The sequence below is a fragment of the Streptomyces durmitorensis genome (assembly GCF_023498005.1).
GTDB lineage: Bacteria > Actinomycetota > Actinomycetes > Streptomycetales > Streptomycetaceae > Streptomyces > Streptomyces durmitorensis.
In genome coordinates, this window is record NZ_CP097289.1 from 8,828,525 (window position 1) to 8,844,606 (window position 16,082).

13 protein-coding genes are annotated in these 16,082 nt (G+C 70.3%); 4 read left to right on the forward strand and 9 right to left on the reverse strand.

What is annotated here, in order from left to right; all coding sequences use genetic code 11:
- Positions 1 to 348: 348 nt before the first annotated feature.
- From M4V62_RS39410 to M4V62_RS39425, 4 genes are all read left to right on the forward strand, one after another.
- Positions 349 to 1,830, forward strand: a complete 1,482-nt coding sequence (locus M4V62_RS39410) for a xanthine dehydrogenase small subunit (RefSeq protein ID WP_249591990.1) — start codon at positions 349 to 351, stop codon at positions 1,828 to 1,830.
- A complete protein-coding gene (gene xdhB / locus M4V62_RS39415) occupies positions 1,827 to 4,274 on the forward strand; it encodes a xanthine dehydrogenase molybdopterin binding subunit (RefSeq protein ID WP_249591991.1) in 2,448 nt (815 codons plus the stop codon). Before M4V62_RS39410 ends, xdhB begins: the two co-directional genes overlap by 4 nt.
- Position 4,275: 1 nt before the next feature.
- Positions 4,276 to 5,103, forward strand: a complete 828-nt coding sequence (xdhC, locus tag M4V62_RS39420; protein ID WP_249591992.1) for a xanthine dehydrogenase accessory protein XdhC — start codon at positions 4,276 to 4,278, stop codon at positions 5,101 to 5,103.
- Positions 5,104 to 5,166: 63 nt separating this feature from the next.
- Entirely contained in the window at positions 5,167 to 5,745 is a 579-nt protein-coding gene (locus M4V62_RS39425; RefSeq protein WP_249591993.1) for a dihydrofolate reductase family protein, read from the forward strand.
- Between the two features lie 39 nt (positions 5,746 to 5,784).
- Here the strand turns inward: M4V62_RS39425 and M4V62_RS39430 are convergent, their stop codons facing one another.
- The 9 genes from M4V62_RS39430 to M4V62_RS39470 form a co-directional block, all read right to left on the reverse strand.
- Positions 5,785 to 7,311 carry a hypothetical protein gene (locus M4V62_RS39430; protein WP_249591994.1) on the reverse strand — a complete coding sequence of 509 codons (1,527 nt, stop codon included), beginning with the start codon at positions 7,309 to 7,311 and terminating at the stop codon, positions 5,785 to 5,787.
- Between the two features lie 277 nt (positions 7,312 to 7,588).
- Positions 7,589 to 8,809, reverse strand: coding sequence for a cytochrome P450 (locus M4V62_RS39435; protein ID WP_249591995.1), 1,221 nt, complete (start codon positions 8,807 to 8,809; stop codon positions 7,589 to 7,591).
- Between the two features lie 38 nt (positions 8,810 to 8,847).
- On the reverse strand, positions 8,848 to 9,753 hold the full coding sequence (locus M4V62_RS39440) for a ferredoxin (protein WP_249591996.1): 906 nt from the start codon (positions 9,751 to 9,753) through the stop codon (positions 8,848 to 8,850).
- Positions 9,754 to 9,829: 76 nt separating this feature from the next.
- Positions 9,830 to 10,825, reverse strand: coding sequence for a 3-oxoacyl-ACP synthase III family protein (locus tag M4V62_RS39445; protein WP_249591997.1), 996 nt, complete (start codon positions 10,823 to 10,825; stop codon positions 9,830 to 9,832).
- 64 nt (positions 10,826 to 10,889) lie between these two features.
- Positions 10,890 to 12,119, reverse strand: a complete 1,230-nt coding sequence (locus M4V62_RS39450; protein WP_249591998.1) for a beta-ketoacyl-[acyl-carrier-protein] synthase family protein — start codon at positions 12,117 to 12,119, stop codon at positions 10,890 to 10,892.
- Positions 12,116 to 12,364: a phosphopantetheine-binding protein gene (locus M4V62_RS39455; RefSeq protein ID WP_249591999.1), complete on the reverse strand. Its 249-nt coding sequence runs from the start codon at positions 12,362 to 12,364 to the stop codon at positions 12,116 to 12,118. Before M4V62_RS39455 ends, M4V62_RS39450 begins: the two co-directional genes overlap by 4 nt.
- Before the next feature lie 73 nt (positions 12,365 to 12,437).
- Complete coding sequence (locus M4V62_RS39460) at positions 12,438 to 13,496, reverse strand: beta-ketoacyl-ACP synthase 3 (protein ID WP_249592000.1); 1,059 nt, start codon at positions 13,494 to 13,496, stop codon at positions 12,438 to 12,440.
- Positions 13,497 to 13,850: 354 nt separating this feature from the next.
- Positions 13,851 to 14,060, reverse strand: coding sequence for a hypothetical protein (locus tag M4V62_RS39465; RefSeq protein WP_249592001.1), 210 nt, complete (start codon positions 14,058 to 14,060; stop codon positions 13,851 to 13,853).
- 60 nt (positions 14,061 to 14,120) lie between these two features.
- Positions 14,121 to 15,350 carry an NsdA family TPR-like regulatory protein gene (locus M4V62_RS39470; RefSeq protein WP_249592002.1) on the reverse strand — a complete coding sequence of 410 codons (1,230 nt, stop codon included), beginning with the start codon at positions 15,348 to 15,350 and terminating at the stop codon, positions 14,121 to 14,123.
- Positions 15,351 to 16,082: the final 732 nt, after the last annotated feature.

Here is a 16,082-nt window from a genome sequence, read left to right on the forward strand (position 1 = left end):
CGACCTGTATCTGTCGACCTGTATCCACCGGAAGGAGGCGACCAGCGGATGAACACCAGCTCTGATCTCGGTCGCCTCGCCCAGCGCACCGTCTGGGTTCCCGGCCGGATCGCGCACGGCGCCTGAGCGCGCCGTTCTGATGTGCCCGTGCGCGGCACATCCGTGCCCGCCCGTCCGCGGCACGTTCCGGGTTTCCCGTAACCCCTTTTCCTGACTTCTCCCGGCACGTCACTCTTGTGTGCCGTCTTGCGCCCGCTCCGCTCACGTGGCGCCTCTGAGCACAGAAAGCTGCCCGAAATTGGCGAACATGATGAATCGACCGCTCGTGCACCGAAACGAAGGCCTGTCATGACAGCGGCGCGGATCACCGTCAACGGAAAAGAAGCGCCGCTCTCCCCGGCTGCGCCCCACACCACCACGCTGGACTTTCTGCGGGAGCGTGGTCTCACCGGCACCAAGGAGGGCTGCGCCGAGGGTGAATGCGGCGCCTGCTCGGTCCTGGTGGCCCGTCCCGGGGTGGACAAGCCCACCGACTGGGTGGCGGTCAACGCCTGCCTGGTGCCGGCCGCGGCCCTCGACGGTCAGGAGATCATCACCTCCGAAGGTCTCGCCACGGTCGGCGAACCCGGCACACCGCCCACGCTGCACCCGGTGCAGGAGGAGATGGCGGTCCGCGGCGGCTCCCAATGCGGTTACTGCACACCGGGATTCATCTGCAGCATGGCCGCCGAGTACTACCGCCCCGACCGCTGCGCGCACGCGACCTCGACCGACAGCGCCGAGCCGACCGAAGGCATGGATGCCGAGCACGGTCCGAACGGGTTTGATCTGCATGCGCTGAGCGGAAACCTGTGCCGCTGCACCGGCTATCGCCCCATTCGCGACGCCGCGTTCGCCGTCGGCACGCCCACCGACGAGGACCGGCTGGCGCAGCGCCGCGAGCAGTCTCCGCCCGCGCCCGCTGCCACCGAATACACCCAGGACGACCGGGCGTTTCTGCGGCCGGGCACCCTGGCGGACGTACTGCGGCTGCTGCGTGAGCGGCCCGACGCGGTGGTGGTCGCAGGCTCCACCGACTGGGGCGTGGAGGTGAACATCCGTGCCCGCCGCGCGGACTGCGTGGTCGCCGTCGACCGGCTGTCCGAGCTGCGGGAGTTGCGCGTCGCGTCGGATCACGTCGAGATCGGGGCGGCGCTGACGCTCACCGAGATCGAACGCCGCCTCGACGGCCGCGTCCCGCTCCTTGGCGAGCTGTTCCCGCAGTTCGCCTCCCGGCTCATCCGCAACAGCGCGACCCTCGGCGGCAATCTGGGTACCGGCTCGCCCATCGGTGACAGCCCGCCGGCGCTGCTCGCCCTTGAGGCATCGGTGGTGCTCGCCGCCGCCGACGGTGAGCGCGAGGTCCCCCTGTCCGACTACTTCACCGGCTACCGGCAGAGCGTGCGCCGCCCCGGTGAGCTGATCCGCGCGGTGCGCGTCCCGCTGCCGCTGGCACCGGTCGTGGCCTTCCACAAGATCGCCAAGCGGCGCTTCGACGACATCTCCAGCGTGGCCGTCGCCTTCGCGCTCGACATCGAGGACGGCTTCGTACGCAAGGCACGCATCGGGCTCGGCGGCGTGGCCGCGACCCCGATCCGCGCCCGCACCGTGGAGACGGCACTGGAGGGCGAGCCGTGGGTGCCCGAGACGGTCGAGGCCGCGGCCCAGGCCCTGCGGGCCCAGGGCACGCCCATGAACGATCACCGAGCGAGCGCCGCCTACCGCTCCGCGATGCTCGGCCAGAGCCTGCTGAAGCTGTACGCACAAACCACCGAGGGTGTGTCGTCATGAGCCAACTGTCCGAGCGCCCCGAGAAGTCCGTCGTCGGCGTCCCCATGCCGCACGAGAGTGCTGCCCTGCACGTCACCGGCACGGCGCTCTACACCGACGACCTGATCCACCGCACCAAGGACGTGCTGCACGCCTATCCGGTCCAGGCCACGAAGGCCCACGGCAGGATCACCGCGCTGCGCACCGAGCCCGCGCTCGCCGTGCCGGGCGTGGTCCGGGTACTGACCGTCGCCGACGTGCCCGGTGTCAACGACGCCGGGATGAAGCACGACGAACCGCTGTTCCCCAGCGAGGTCATGTTCTACGGCCACGCGGTCGCCTGGGTGCTCGCCGAGACCCTGGAGGCCGCCAGGATCGGCGCGGCGGCCGTCGAGGTGGAACTGGACGAACTGCCGTCCGTGATCACGCTGCGGGAAGCCATCGCGGCCGACAGCTTCCACGGCGCTCGGCCCGAGATGCTGACCGGTGACGTCGAGGCCGGCTTCGCCGACTCCGCGCACGTGTTCACGGGCGAGTTCCAGTTCTCCGACCAGGAACACTTCTACCTGGAGACGCACGCGGCGCTGGCCCTGGTCGACGAGGCGGAGCAGGTGTTCGTCCAGAGCAGCACCCAGCACCCTTCGGAGACCCAGGAGATCGTCGCGCACGTACTCGGCCTGCACAGCCACGAGGTGACCGTGCAGTGCCTGCGGATGGGCGGCGGGTTCGGCGGCAAGGAGATGCAGCCGCACGGGTTCGCCGCCGTCGCCGCGCTCGGCGCCAAGCTGACCGGCCGGCCGGTTCGGCTGCGGCTCAACCGGACCCAGGACCTCACCATGTCCGGCAAGCGGCACGGGTTCAACGCCACATGGAAGATCGGCTTCGATGCCGAAGGGCGCATCCAGGCCCTGGATGCCACCTTGACCGCGGACGGCGGCTGGAGCCTGGACCTCTCCGAGCCGGTGGTGGCCCGCGCGCTGTGCCACATCGACAACACCTACTGGATTCCCCACGCGCGCGTCGCCGGTCGCATCGCCCGGACCAACAAGGCCTCCAACACCGCCTTCCGCGGCTTCGGCGGACCGCAGGGCATGCTGGTGATCGAGGACATCATGGGCCGGTGCGCGCCGCTGCTCGGCCTGGATCCGACCGAGTTGCGGGAGCGCAACTTCTACCGGCAGGGTCAGTCGACACCGTACGGACAGCCGGTCACGCAGCCCGAACGGATCTCCGCAATCTGGGAGCAGGTCAAGGACAACGGCGGCATCGCCGACCGCAGGCGCGAGATCGCCGCCTTCAACTCCGCGCACCAGCACACCAAGCGGGGACTTGCGATCACGGGCGTGAAGTTCGGGATCTCGTTCAACCTCACCGCCTTCAACCAGGGCGGTGCGCTGGTCCTCATCTACAAGGACGGCTCGGTCCTGATCAACCACGGCGGCACCGAGATGGGCCAGGGCCTGCACACGAAGATGCTGCAGGTGGCCGCGACCACGCTGGGCATCCCGCTGCACAAGGTGCGGCTGGCCCCGACGCGGACCGACAAGGTCCCCAACACCAGTGCCACCGCGGCGAGTGCCGGGGCGGATCTCAACGGAGCGGCGGTGAAGAACGCCTGCCATCAGCTGCGCGAGCGGCTGCTGCAGGTGGCTGCCACGCAACTGGGCTCGCATGCCTCGGACGTACGCATCGTCGAGGGCGTCGCGCGCACCCTCGGCAGTGACAAGGAGCTGGCCTGGGACGACCTGGTGCGCACCGCGTACTTCCAGCGGGTCCAGCTGTCGGCGGCCGGTTTCTACCGGACGGAGGGCCTGCACTGGGACGCGAAGGTTTTCCGGGGCTCGCCGTTCAAGTACTTCGCCATCGGTGCCGCCGCGGCCGAGGTCGAGGTGGACGGCTTCACCGGCGCGTACCGCATCCGCCGGGTGGACATCGTGCACGACGTCGGCGACAGCCTGTCCCCGATGATCGACATCGGTCAGGTCGAGGGTGGCTTCGTGCAGGGCGCCGGCTGGCTGACCCTGGAGGACCTGCGCTGGGACACCGGTGACGGGCCCCACCGCGGCCGGCTGCTCACCCAGGCCGCGAGCACCTACAAGCTGCCGAGCTTCTCGGAGATGCCTGCGGAGTTCAACGTCACGCTGCTGGAGAACGCCACCGAAGAGGGCGCGGTCTACGGGTCCAAGGCGGTGGGCGAGCCTCCGCTGATGCTGGCGTTCTCGGTACGCGAAGCCCTGCGGCAGGCGGCCGCCGCGTTCGGGCCGAGCGGGGTCAGCGTCGAGCTGGCGTCGCCCGCGACGCCGGAGGCGGTGTACTGGGCGATCCAGGCGGCTCGCCAGGGTGGTGCCTTCCGGACCGGGCTTGGCCACACCCTTACAAACTCCAGCCACAACGGCTCCGCGCACAACGGCTCCGCCCCCGAGGGCGAGATCCGTTCCGAGGCAACAACACTGAGCGGTGCCTGACATGACGTGGGTCGCCGCGGTCGCACGGTTGCGAGCACGCAGGGAGCCCGGCGTGCTCGTGACCGTCGCGACCGTGCGCGGCCATGCCCCGCGCGACGCCGGCGCGAAACTCGTCGTGGGGGAGACCGAGACGTGGGGCTCGATCGGCGGCGGCAATGTCGAGGCCGTCGCGATCGACCGGGCCAGGGAGCTGATGGCCGCGTCCAAGCCGGAGCCGGAGCTGATGGATTTCGCCCTGAACGACAAGGTGACCAACCAGCATGGCGTGCAGTGCTGTGGCGGCACGGTCTCTGTGCTGCTCGAACCGCTCGCGGTGGTACGGGCGGTGGCGATTTTCGGCGTCGGTCACGTCGGCCTCGAACTGGCGCGCATCCTGGCGCGTCAGGACCTCGACCTGCATCTGATCGACACCCGCTCCGAGATCCTCACCGAGGAGCGGCTCAGTGTGCTGGCGGATGCGGTGGGGCAGGTGCACGTGCATCACACGCTGCTGCTGCCCGAGGAAGTTCTCGCGGAGTTGCCGCGCGGCACCCACGTCCTGATCATGACCCATGATCACGCCGAGGACGCCGCCCTGTGCGACGCCGCCTTGCGCACCAGTCATCTCGGCTCCATCGGGCTGATCGGGTCGGCGGCCAAGTGGGCGCGCTTCCGCAACCGCCTCGTCACCGAGGGTGGTCATGACGAGGCCGCCATCGACCGGATCAAGACCCCGATCGGTCTCGCGGAGATCACCGGCAAGGAACCCGCGACCATTGCCGTGAGCGTCGCCGCGGATCTGCTGCGCACGTTCGAGAGCGAGGGGAACCGACTCTCCGACTCGCGATGAGTTTCACCAGGGTTTCCGGTCTCTATCCCTGACAGGCGAACCATCGCACTCAAGGAGAGCATCATGGCCGCTACCTATACGTTCGACGTCTTCTCCAGCCTTGACGGCTTCGGCGGCGCCGGCGGCGACTGGACCGGCTACTGGGGCAAACAAGGCCCCGAGCTCCTCGACCACCGCCTCGCCCTGTACGACGAGGAGCAGCGGATGGTCTTCGGGGCCAACACGTATCGGTTGTTCGCGCAGATGCTTGCCGAGAGCACCGAGGAGTCCGAGGTACGTGATCCATGGGTGACACGGATGAGGAACCTGCCGACGACGGTGGTGTCGAGCACGCTGGAAGGACCCCTCGACTGGCCGGACGCGATCGTCGCGAGCGGCGACGCCGTCGACGTCGTCACTCGGCTCAAGAAGGAGTCCGATGTGCCGTTGCGCTCGCACGGCAGCCTGTCGATGAACCGGGCGCTGCTGGCCGCCGGTCTGGTCGACCGCGTCCAGGTGACGCTCTTCCCCGTGATCACCGGTCGTACGGGACTCGACCCGATCTTCCAGGGCGCGGCCGACTTCGACCTCGAGCTGATCGACCGCCGGACGCTCGACGGCCACATCCAAGAGCTCAGCTACCGGCCCACCCTGCATGCCTGAGCCCCTCCTCGCGCCCCCTCCCGGCCCGGTGAGGGCGCGTCACTTCTCGGCGCAGCTCTCCGCCACCTTGCGCAGGAGTCGGCCCACCTCGGAGTGGACGACGTGATGGTGACCTCCCATCGGGACGTCGTCGGACCGGAAGAGCGAGGAGGCGTCCACGTTCGTGTAAGGCATCTCGTTCAGATTCTGCTCCTCCGCGTCGTCCAAACTGTCGTCCAACGTGGTGTTGGGAGGGCCGTCGATGCCCTGGATGCCGTCGAAGCCGAGGGCTCCCCACTTGCGGCTCATGGTGGCCGATTCGGCTGAGTCGCCGATCATCTGGGACGACAGCGGATACATCACGCCCAGGTGCGTGTCGAGATGGGAGAAAGTACAGATCAACGGCCCGTTGACCAGGCGTCGCTGACTCCACAACGCACCGTGTCCGGAGACCTGTTGGGGCAGGCTGTCGGCGAAGACGAAGTGCGACATCTCGGCCTGAAGGAGCGTCAGGGACGCGAGCATGACCGAGTCCGAACCCCTTGTCTCCAGGCCGCGCAGCGCGAATCCGACCACGCGGCCTCCAAGCCCGTGGCCGACCAGATGGATCCGCGCCTCGCTCGCGTCCACCAGCGCCGCGAGACAGGGACCCAGACCCGCCTGACCCACCACTCCCGCCCGGCGGCGCAGCACATGACGCACCACCTGGCGGAACAGCTCATGAGCCCCGCACCACAGTTCCGCGGCATCCTGATGTCGGCGGTCCTGCCCCACAGGGCCGCCGGCGGCAACCGTGCCCGTCCGGCTCACCCGGTCGCTGAGCGGCGTGGCCGGCCGGTGTCCTGCCACCCGGATCTCGGGCAGGGTGCCCGCCCTGGACACCGGGGAATCGGAATCGCCGGTCCCGGCCTCGTGACGGGCGGGTTCGCCCGCTTTCTCGTCAGCAGAACCGTTCGCGTCGACGGCACCGTTCAAGTCGCCCAGCGCGCCCGCGAATTCGCGGCACATCGTCTTCGTGTCCTCGAACAGCATGAGCGGATCGGTCTGCGGCATCACCTCGCCTTCCGTGTCGGCGGCGAATTCGGTCAGCGGATCCTGCAGCGGGGTCTCCGCAAGCCGGCGCAGCGCCGAGCCGAGGTCGTCGAACGCCCCCTCGTGCGGGGGCCGACCGTTCAGGAGCTCCGCGATCTCGGCCAACGGAGACGCACTGTCGGGCAGATGCCGCACCAGATCGTCGCTCATCGCCTCGCTGATGCCGGGGCACGCCTCACGTTCACGCTTCGTCTCGTGCTCCGCGACACCCGGGATGCCCTCGTCCCTGAAACACAGCGACGGCCACCCCACCGTGAGACAGCCCACCGTGGCCGCATCGTCTCCCCATGCCTCGGCGAGCATCCCGCGAAACGCGTCGTCGGCGGCTTCGGCCACCGCCTCGTCGTTATGGGCTCCGTGCACCAGCACGTACAAGTCCCGTATCCCGCTGTCCTGCACAGCCTCGTGCACTGCCTGCACCTCGGCCTGATCGAACTCTGCTCGCCGGCCGAAGTGCAGAGCACCGAAGTCGTGAAACGCGTTCTGTTGCGACATGACTCACTTCCGTAAGGCGCCGCTCATGCGGCTGTCCGGTGGAGCGGAGCGGGCCTGTTGGCATGAGGCACCGTCGCTGGGGGCGCGACCCGCCGGGCGAAGAACTCCTGGTTCCCCACGCTGGCGCGCCGCATTCGCGGTACGGCACGGATGTACGCAGTTTCTACGCTGCCGATGCTCATGAGGAGCAGACGGATCCCCGGCGGGCTCCTCGTCGGTTCAGTGGGAGCGTCACCTCGGCGGCGGCTGTAGTCGATCCAGGTGCTCGGCCGCGGGCTCACCAGGAGACGGGCAGCGCCTTCACCCCGTACACGATGCTCCCCGTGCTGAACTCGAGCTCCTCCTCCGGCACCGCGAGCCGCAGTCCGGGCAGCCTGCGCAGCAGCGTCTCCAGGATGATGTGCAGCTCGGCGCGCGCCAGGGGCTGTCCGAGGCATTGATGGACACCGAAGCCGAAGGCCAGATGGCGGCGTGCGTCGCGCGTGAGGTCGAGTTGTGAGGGGTGGGTGCAGCCCTCCGGGCCGAAGAGGCCCGCGTCCCGGTTGGCGGTGGACAGCATGCAGATCACCGCGTCACCTGCGACCAGGGACGTTCCCGCGATCTCCACGGGTTCCTTGGCCACCCGGGCGAGACCCAGATGGATGATCGTGAGGTGGCGCAGCAACTCCTCGACAGCAGCAGGGATCAGCGCCGGACGCTCACGCAGCAGCGTGGCCTGCTTCGGGTCGCGCAGCAGCGCCAGGGTGCACATGGCGCTCATGTTGGCCGTGCTCTCGTGGCCGGTGACCAGGAGCAGGAAGCCCAGAGAGGCGGTCTCCTGCGGGGTGAGATCGTCGCGTGCCACCAGCCGGCTGAGGATGTCGTCACCGGGCTTCTGCTGCTTGTCGGCGGCGAGTCGAGCCAGGTAGGACATGAGCTCGTGGTGGGCGCGGGCGGCCTGTTCGTGGGTGGTGCTGTTGTCGAGAAGGGTCCGGCTCAGGGATTGGAAGAAGTCGTGGTCCTGGTACGGGACGCCGAGCATCAGGCAGATGACCAGGGAGGGGACCGGCAGGGCGAAGTCGCCGACTAGGTCGACCGGCGCGCCCTTCGCGAGCATGCGGTCGACGGCCTCGTCGACGATGCGCTGGATGCCGGGCCGCAGCGCCTCGATGCGCTTCACCAGGAAGTCCTTGGTGACCATGCGGCGCAGCCGGGCGTGCTCGGGGTCGTCCATGCGGATGAAGCTCGGTTGGGCGGTGGCCAGTTCACGCTGGCCCGGGGAGAGGAACGGGAAGCCGGGGGTACGGGCGTCGGCGCTGAAGCGTGCGTCGGCCAGGACGGCGCGGACCTCCGGATACCCGGTGATCAGCCAGCACGGTGAGCCGTCCGGCAGCACGGTGCGTGTGAGGGGCCGTTCCGCCGCCGCCTCCAGGTAGGCGGGCGGCGGGTCGTAGGGGCAACTGCCGTATGGAGCCGGGAGCGTGAGGGCGGGCGCGGGCGCCATGGAGGTGAGTGACATGAGGCAGGGCTCTCCGTGGGTGGGGGCGGGGCGAGCGCTTACGACTTGGGCGTGAGGGTGATCGCCCCGCCGGGACACAGCGCGGCGGCAAGCCGGACGCTGTCCTGTGCCGCCGATGCCCGGTCCCGATGTCCGGGGCGGAGCATGACGAGGCCGTCGTCGTCGTTCTGCTCGAAGACGTCGGGTGCGGTGGTGACGCACTGGCCCGAGCTGCAGCACAGCTCGCGGTCGATGTGTACGTCGATGACCTGGTCCGGTGCGGCAGGGGCATCGGCATGGGTGCGGTCCGGCTGTTCGGTCGCCCCGCGGCTGTCGAGAGCGGCGTCCGTGCGGCCGGGAGCTGCGCCGGGCCCGTCGGGCGGCGTACGCAGGGTGCGCAGAGTCATGCACATCATGGCCGACTGCCCTGCCAGGACCAGGAGTTCGACCAGCTGGTCGGAGCGCAGCCGCCGGGCGAGCCGCTCCCACGCGGCATCCGGTACGTCGGCGCGGTCGGCCAGTGCGTCGACGGTCCGGAGCAGCGCCAGGTCGTCGGGGTCCCAGGCGTGGGCCTCCAGTGGTGCGGCGGTGGCGGCCGTCTCGTCGGGGCGCAGCCCGGCGGGCCCGGCCTGGGACGTGTGGCGGTCGTGGACGAACGCGGAGCCGAGGCGGTGTGCGGTGCGCAGGATGGTCAGTTCGCGATCGCGCGCGGACAGGGTGCCGTCGTGGGTGAGGACCCGGGCGAGCGCCAACCAGGCCTCGGCCACCGGCAGATGATGGGCCAGGGTGCCGAACAGGTTGATCCGGCCCGGACCGTCCTTGCGGGACGCGTCGAGGACCGCGTGCAGGGCGGGTGGCCACTGCTCAGGAGGTACGGGGGTGATGCGGGGCCGCTGCCCGTCGGCAGGGTCTTGCGGTGACTCGACGGCGAGGGTCCGGGTTCGGGCGGGGGAGGAAAGGGTCATCGTGGGGCTCCGTACACAGGGCGGGTCGTCGGCCAAGGGCGCGGGGTGAAGGCACAGGGTGAGGGCGCGGGCGGGCTCACCATGCGCACAGGACCAGGCCGCTGCTGGCGCCACTGGCGAAGCCGAACAGGCCCACCAGGTCGCCGCGTCGCAGCCTGCCTGCCTTCAGAGCGGTGGCCAGCTGGAGGGGAATGGTGTTGGTGGCGACGTTGCCGTGGGTGGGGAAGGTGGTCAGGATCTGCCCGGGGTCCACGCCGACCCAGTCGCAGGCGATCTTGGTGAAGGCCACCGACGGCTGGTGGATGCAGGCGAGGTCCAGGTCGCCCGCCTTCACCCCGAGGTCGTGCAGGGCGCCGCGCACCTTCTCGGGCATGCCGTCGAAGGACGCCACCAACTCGGCGGAGTCGATGCGCAGATGACCCAGCGTGCGGTGCTGGGCGTAGGGATTGGGCAGGGTCGCGGCCTGCCAGCCCCAGGAGTTGGCGAAGAACCGGCTGCCGAGGATGCCGGGCCGCTCGGCGGCCTCGACCAGGACGGCGGACCCCATGTCGCCGGTGCTCAGGCTCGGCAGTGCGTGCAGGACGTCGGAGGCGTCATCCACCGACCAGCGGCTCTCGCGGGTGCTGACCTCGGCGGTGGTGACGAGGACACGGCGGTACTGGCCGGTCCTGATGAACGCGTCGGCGACCTCCAGAGCGTTGAGCACGCCGTTGCAGGCGTTCTTCAGATCGAAGACGGGACAGCCGAGGCCCAGTTTGGCGGCGACGACATGGGCCGTGGCCGGCTCCTCCATGTCGGCGAGGATGCCGGCGAACAGCAACAGGTCGATGTCGCCCGGATCGGTGCCGTGCTCGTCGAACAGGGTGCGGGCGGCGTGTGCGGCGAGATCGGACGGCTGCTCGTCGGCGGGCGCGACGCAGCGCGCCTGGAGCCCGTACATGTGCCGCAGGACACCGGGGGACAGGGTGATGCCGGGGTTATTGGCCCGGAAGCGGTCCTCGGCCTCGGCCACGGTCTGCCGGCCGGGAGGAATGTGGACGCTGGCGTGGGCGAGCGCGCTGTACACGGTCACAGGGGAGGTGACTTTCTGAGGGCGAAGAGGTGCGGGGAGCGCTGCGGCGGAAGGTGACGCAGGGTCAGGGCGCGCGCAGGACGAGCGCCACGTTGTGTCCGCCGAATCCGAAGGAATGGCTGGCGGCGGCCCGTACGGTCTGCCGGCGGGGCCGGTCCACCACGCAGTCCAGGGGGAACGCGAGCGTGTCGGTCGTGAGGTTGGCGACGGGCGGGACGGCGGAGTGGTGGATCGTGAGGGCCGTCAGGGCCGCCTCGATGGCGCCGGCCGCGCCGAGGCTGTGCCCGAGAACACCCTTGGCGGAGGTCACCGTGGGCCCGTGGGGAAGGACGCGTGCGATGACCTCGGCCTCGGCCTGGTCGTTCAACGGGGTCGAGGTGCCATGGGCGTTGACATGGTCGATGTCTCCCGGAGCGAGCCCGGCTTCACCGATGGCGGTCCGCAGCGCCGCCTCCGCCGTCGTGCCGCCGGGTGCGGGGGCCGTGGGGTGGTGGGCGTCCGAACTCAGACCGACGCCGACGAGTTGGGCGTACTGCTGCTGCCCGCGTGCTCGCGCGTCCTCGGCGCGTTCGAGTACGAGGATGGCGGCGCCCTCGGAGATGACGAAGCCGTCACGGTCGGCGGCGAACGGCCGGGAGGCCTGCGAAGGATCGTCCGTACGTGAGGAGAGGGCGCCCATCCTCTGGAAGCCGGTGGTGACGACCGGGCTGATCGCGGCCTCGGTGCCGCCGGCCACCGCGATGTCGCAGGCCCCCGAAAGGAGCAGGTCACGGGCGACGGCCAGGGCACTGGCCCCCGATGCGCAGGCGGTCTCCGTGGCCAGGGAAGGCCCGCGTGCGCCCAGGTCGAGCAGGACCTCGCCGGCGGCCATGTTCGAGATCAGCATCGGGATCAGGACGGGGGACACCAGGTCGGGGCCCGCCTGCATGCGCAGGGTCTGCTCCTCCAGGTGGGCCGCGCCGGCGAGACCCGAACCGATGACGACGGCCACCCGGGCGCCGTCCCAGTGGACCGGATCCAGGCCCGCGTCGGCCACCGCCTCACGCGCCGCGAGCACGGCGAGCTGCGAGAACCGGCCCATCCGCCACGCCTTGCCGCCGCCGATCCTGGCCTGCTCCGGGGTCATCTCCGGGATGCGGCAGGAGAAGTCGACCGGAAGTTCCTTCAGCTGAGGATCGCGGGCCGCCGTGGACGCACCGCGCAGTACACCCGTCCAGGTCGCGTCGCGGCCGACACCGGCCGGGGTGATGAGCCCCAGGCCGGTGACGGCGACCGCACGGTTGTCAGCCGTCACAGCGCGCCTGCCGCAGTGCGCTTGGCGGCCAGGGTGGCGGTGAGCCCGGCGACCGTGGTGCTCTTCGTCGCCTCGTGCTCCTGCACCTCGACGGCCAGCTCCTCCTGCAGGGCAAGGGCGAGTTCGGCCAGGGCCAGGGAGTCCAGGTCGAGGCTTTCCAGCGTGGCCTCGGGGAGGATGAGGTCCTGGGGAACCTCGAACTTTCCGGTCAGTACGGAGTGGATCGCGGTGTCGATCGAAGACATGGCTGTGCCCTTCGGGTGATGGATCGGGAAACATGGGAGAGCAGAGGAGCAGGAGGCGCGGGAGAACTGCCGCTCAGGCGGAGCGGACTGGGCCGCCGACGCCGTGGACCGACGGAACCGGGGCGAGGTGGGGCCACAGCAGGGCGGCGGAGCCCCAGGTGAGCCCGGCTCCGAAAGAGGTGAGCAGGACGCGCTGCCCGGTGTGGAGGCGGCTGTTCCCGGCTGCGTCGGCCAGCGCCAGCGGAATGGAGGCGGCCCCGGTGTTGCCGACGCGGTCGATGTTGGCGATCTGCCGGCCGGCGGGCAGAGGAATGCGGTCGGCCACGGCGCTCAGGATGCGTGCGTTGGCCTGGTGCGCCACGAACCGGTCGACGTCGTCCACGGACCAGCCGACGTTCTTGAGCAGCACCTGTGAGGAGAGCGTCATGCGGGTGACGGCGTGTTGGAACACGTCACGTCCTCGCATCCGGAAGTGCAGGTCCGCCGGGGTGTAGCGGTCGGGCGCGGAGCGGGCGAGCGCGCCGCCGCCCGGCACTTCGATCAGTTCATGGCCTGCGCCGTCACTGCCCAGGTCGAAGCCGAGGATGCTGCCCGGCTCGCCGTGCTCGCCGCGGCGCAGCACCACCGCACCCGCCCCGTCCGCGAAGACGACGCCGGCACCACGGTCGTCCGGGGCGATCAGCGTCGAGTACACCTCGGCCGCGACGACCAGGACCCGGTGGGCGATCCCCGCCCCGATCACTCCGGCGGCGGTGGCGAGCGCGTAGACGAATCCGCTGCACGCGGCGGCCACGTCCCAGGCCGCGACCTGGCCGAGGCCGAGCCGGTGCGCCAGTTGCGGCGCCATGGCGGGCATCGGCCGGTCGGGGGTGGACGTGGCCACGATGACCGCGTCGACGGGGGGAGGGGTGACCGCGTCGAGTCCGTCGGGTGGCGCGGCGGCGGCCACATCGAGCGCGCGGACCGCGGCCTGGAGTGCGAGGTCGCCGGTCGACACCCCGGGGGCGACCCAGTGGCGCACTCCGATGCCGGTGCGACGGCGCACCCAGGCGTCGTCGGTCTCCCAGGCGGCGGGCAGCTCGTTGTTGCCCACCGCCCGCGGCGGTACGACGCCTGCGAGGCCCTCGAGCACAGCCGTACGACGGCTCCGCCAAGGAGCATCGCCGAGCCTCAACTCGCCTGCGGAGCACAAGAGTTCGCCAGACACCCACACCTCACCCGGGATCGCGTCCTGCTGGAATCGGCATGACCTTATGGGCGCAAAGGATCTTGGGGAGAATGGCGTGGTCTTCGAACGAAAGACCTAGGCGTGGGAATCGTCGATGATTGCGCAGCTCACACGGGCCGATGCAGGAACGTTACGGCCGCTGCGCCGAACGGGAGTCACGCCAAGGGGTGAAGATTTGCCGCTATTGCGATGCAGGCGTGACGCCCGGGGCAGCGGCGATGCAGGGGGGCGGAGTCACCTGGGCCAGCTTCGTCCCGGTCAGTAAACGACCGGCCTGGCCGACGATGCCGATGTCGGCACCAGGGTGTTGTTGAACGTGTTGAATTCGGCGGGCAGGGCGTCGGCGCCCGCCTGTGGCGAGCCGCCGTGACCAGCGGGGCGCCCGCGGGCGGCGTCCGCCTCGGTGGTGCTCGGCCGGGACGTACCGTGAACGGCAAGGAGCTGCGCGACAAGCAAGGGATCGTTCATGTCTCCATGGTCGGCGACGCGTTCGGCACACGCATGTCGTGCGGTCGCACGGCGCGCCGCTCAAGCCGGTTGCGCCGAGCGGATGCGGGCGATCTCCCGGGCGGCCCTGACCGAAGCGATGGTGGCGTTCATCTCCGCGGCGGCATCCGCGGCCGCGGACATCGCCTCGCTGTTGCCCTCGGCGTGGTGCAGCCAGCCTCTGGCGAGCAGGGTCAGCAGGACCGCGCGCGCTTCCTGTACGGGCCGCGCTTCGAGCGATGCGGTGAGCGCCGCATGGGCCTCACGCGGCTCACCGAGGCGATGCAGCACGGCGGCCTGCTGATAGTGCAGGGCCGCCGCCGAATAGACCGCGAAGGGGTCCCCGTCGTCGGCGTGGTGCGGCAGTAACCGGGATGCGGTCTCCAGCCAGTTCAGTGCGGTCGGCCGCTCCCCGGTCGCCGCGCTCACCCGGGCCGCCTGCGCGGCGACGTACGCGCGCACCGGGCTCGACGTGTGGCGGGAGACCTCCAGGGCGCGGTTCAGATATCCCGTAGCGAGGGCGGTCCCGCCCTGCAACAGGGCGTTCTCGCTCAACTGCCGCAGTGCGATGGCCTGGACGGCCCTGTCCTGCGCATGGTCGGCGAGCGCTTCGGCGGCGGTCAGCGCACCTTGCGCCTCCTGGGTGCGGCACGCGTCGGTGTAACTGCCGGCCAGGAGAACGGCGGTGCGTGCGACATGGACAAGGCCCGCCCTCGACTCCGCGCCCAGGAACGGGGCGCCGCCCCCGGGGCCGAAGGCGGACTGCAGGTAGGCGAGCAACACCGGCCCGGTGTGCCGCCCGCCCAGAGCCGCTGTCTGCCCCACGAAGAACCGCTCGGCCCCTCGCCACACCTGCTCGTGCCAGGCGGGAACGGTCCGCTCTTCGCTGTCGGGGCGGGGACGCTGTTCGGGTACGCGGGTGCGGGGCGCCCCGTCGCCGCTGTCGGGCTCCTGGCCGCTGTTCGCGTCGAGGCCGGGGATGGCGGCGATGAGTGCGGCCGCGCCTTTGAGCGCCGGTGGCCGGCTGTCGGCGAGCCCCAACTCCACCGGCGTGATCAGGCGCCCGAGCCGTTGTGTGAAGAGCCCGCACAGCAGCTCGGGCACCGGGCTGCGCGGGCGGGAGCCGCGCACCCAGTGCGCCACCGTCGTCCGGTCGTAGGTGGTTCCCAGATTGCGTCGGCACGCGTCCGTGTTGACGCGGCGGGCCAGCGCTTCGTACGTCCAGCCCGCTTCCCGGATCAGGCGCAGCAGGGAGTCGTTGGGCGTGGTCATGGCCTCACTCCGTCACTTCGAGAGCGGGAGGAACCTCTCCCCGCTCCATGAACCTCTCCCCGGCCCAACGGGCCCGTCGGCGTACGGTTTCGCGCGTCCCGGATCCCTGCACGACAGTTCCACGACCGTGGCCGAGGGCAGCGGCACCGGACCGGTCGGTCGGCGACCGCTGCCCGGAAGTACGGGCGTGTGAGGTGAACCACAGTGATCACGCGTGGGCCCGAAACGGTCAGAAGACGGAGCGTGAGCAGAGCGAAACGGGCACGGCTGCCTCGTGGTGCTCCGCCGCTCGGGCACGGAGTGTGGTGCGTCAGATACTCAGGAGTCAGATGTCGCGGACGCGAACTGCGGCGATTGATGCCAGGTGGTGGAGGCGTCAGGCATTCGCGGTGGCATATACATGGGCGCGTTTACCGCACCGGGTAAGGCGCTCCAAGCGTCACTTGAGAAGTGTGGTTCTGCTTCCGCTTGCCACATAAAGAGAGTCTGGTGCGGGCTACACCCGCTCGGATACTGTTGTCCAGGCGAGGGGTCAGGGGTATCGCGTCTGATCCGGCCGTGCACCCCTCGTCCGCAGACTGAATCGGTCTTCTCGGAGCGCCGCTCCTGTGGTCCTCCGTATCGATCCCGGCGACTGTCCGGGGCCTATATATAGGAGGGATGGGCATCGGTGGGTCACGACGCAAGTCCCGGCACTTGCAGGCGTGTTGCCTTGGCCGGCGTGTGAACATC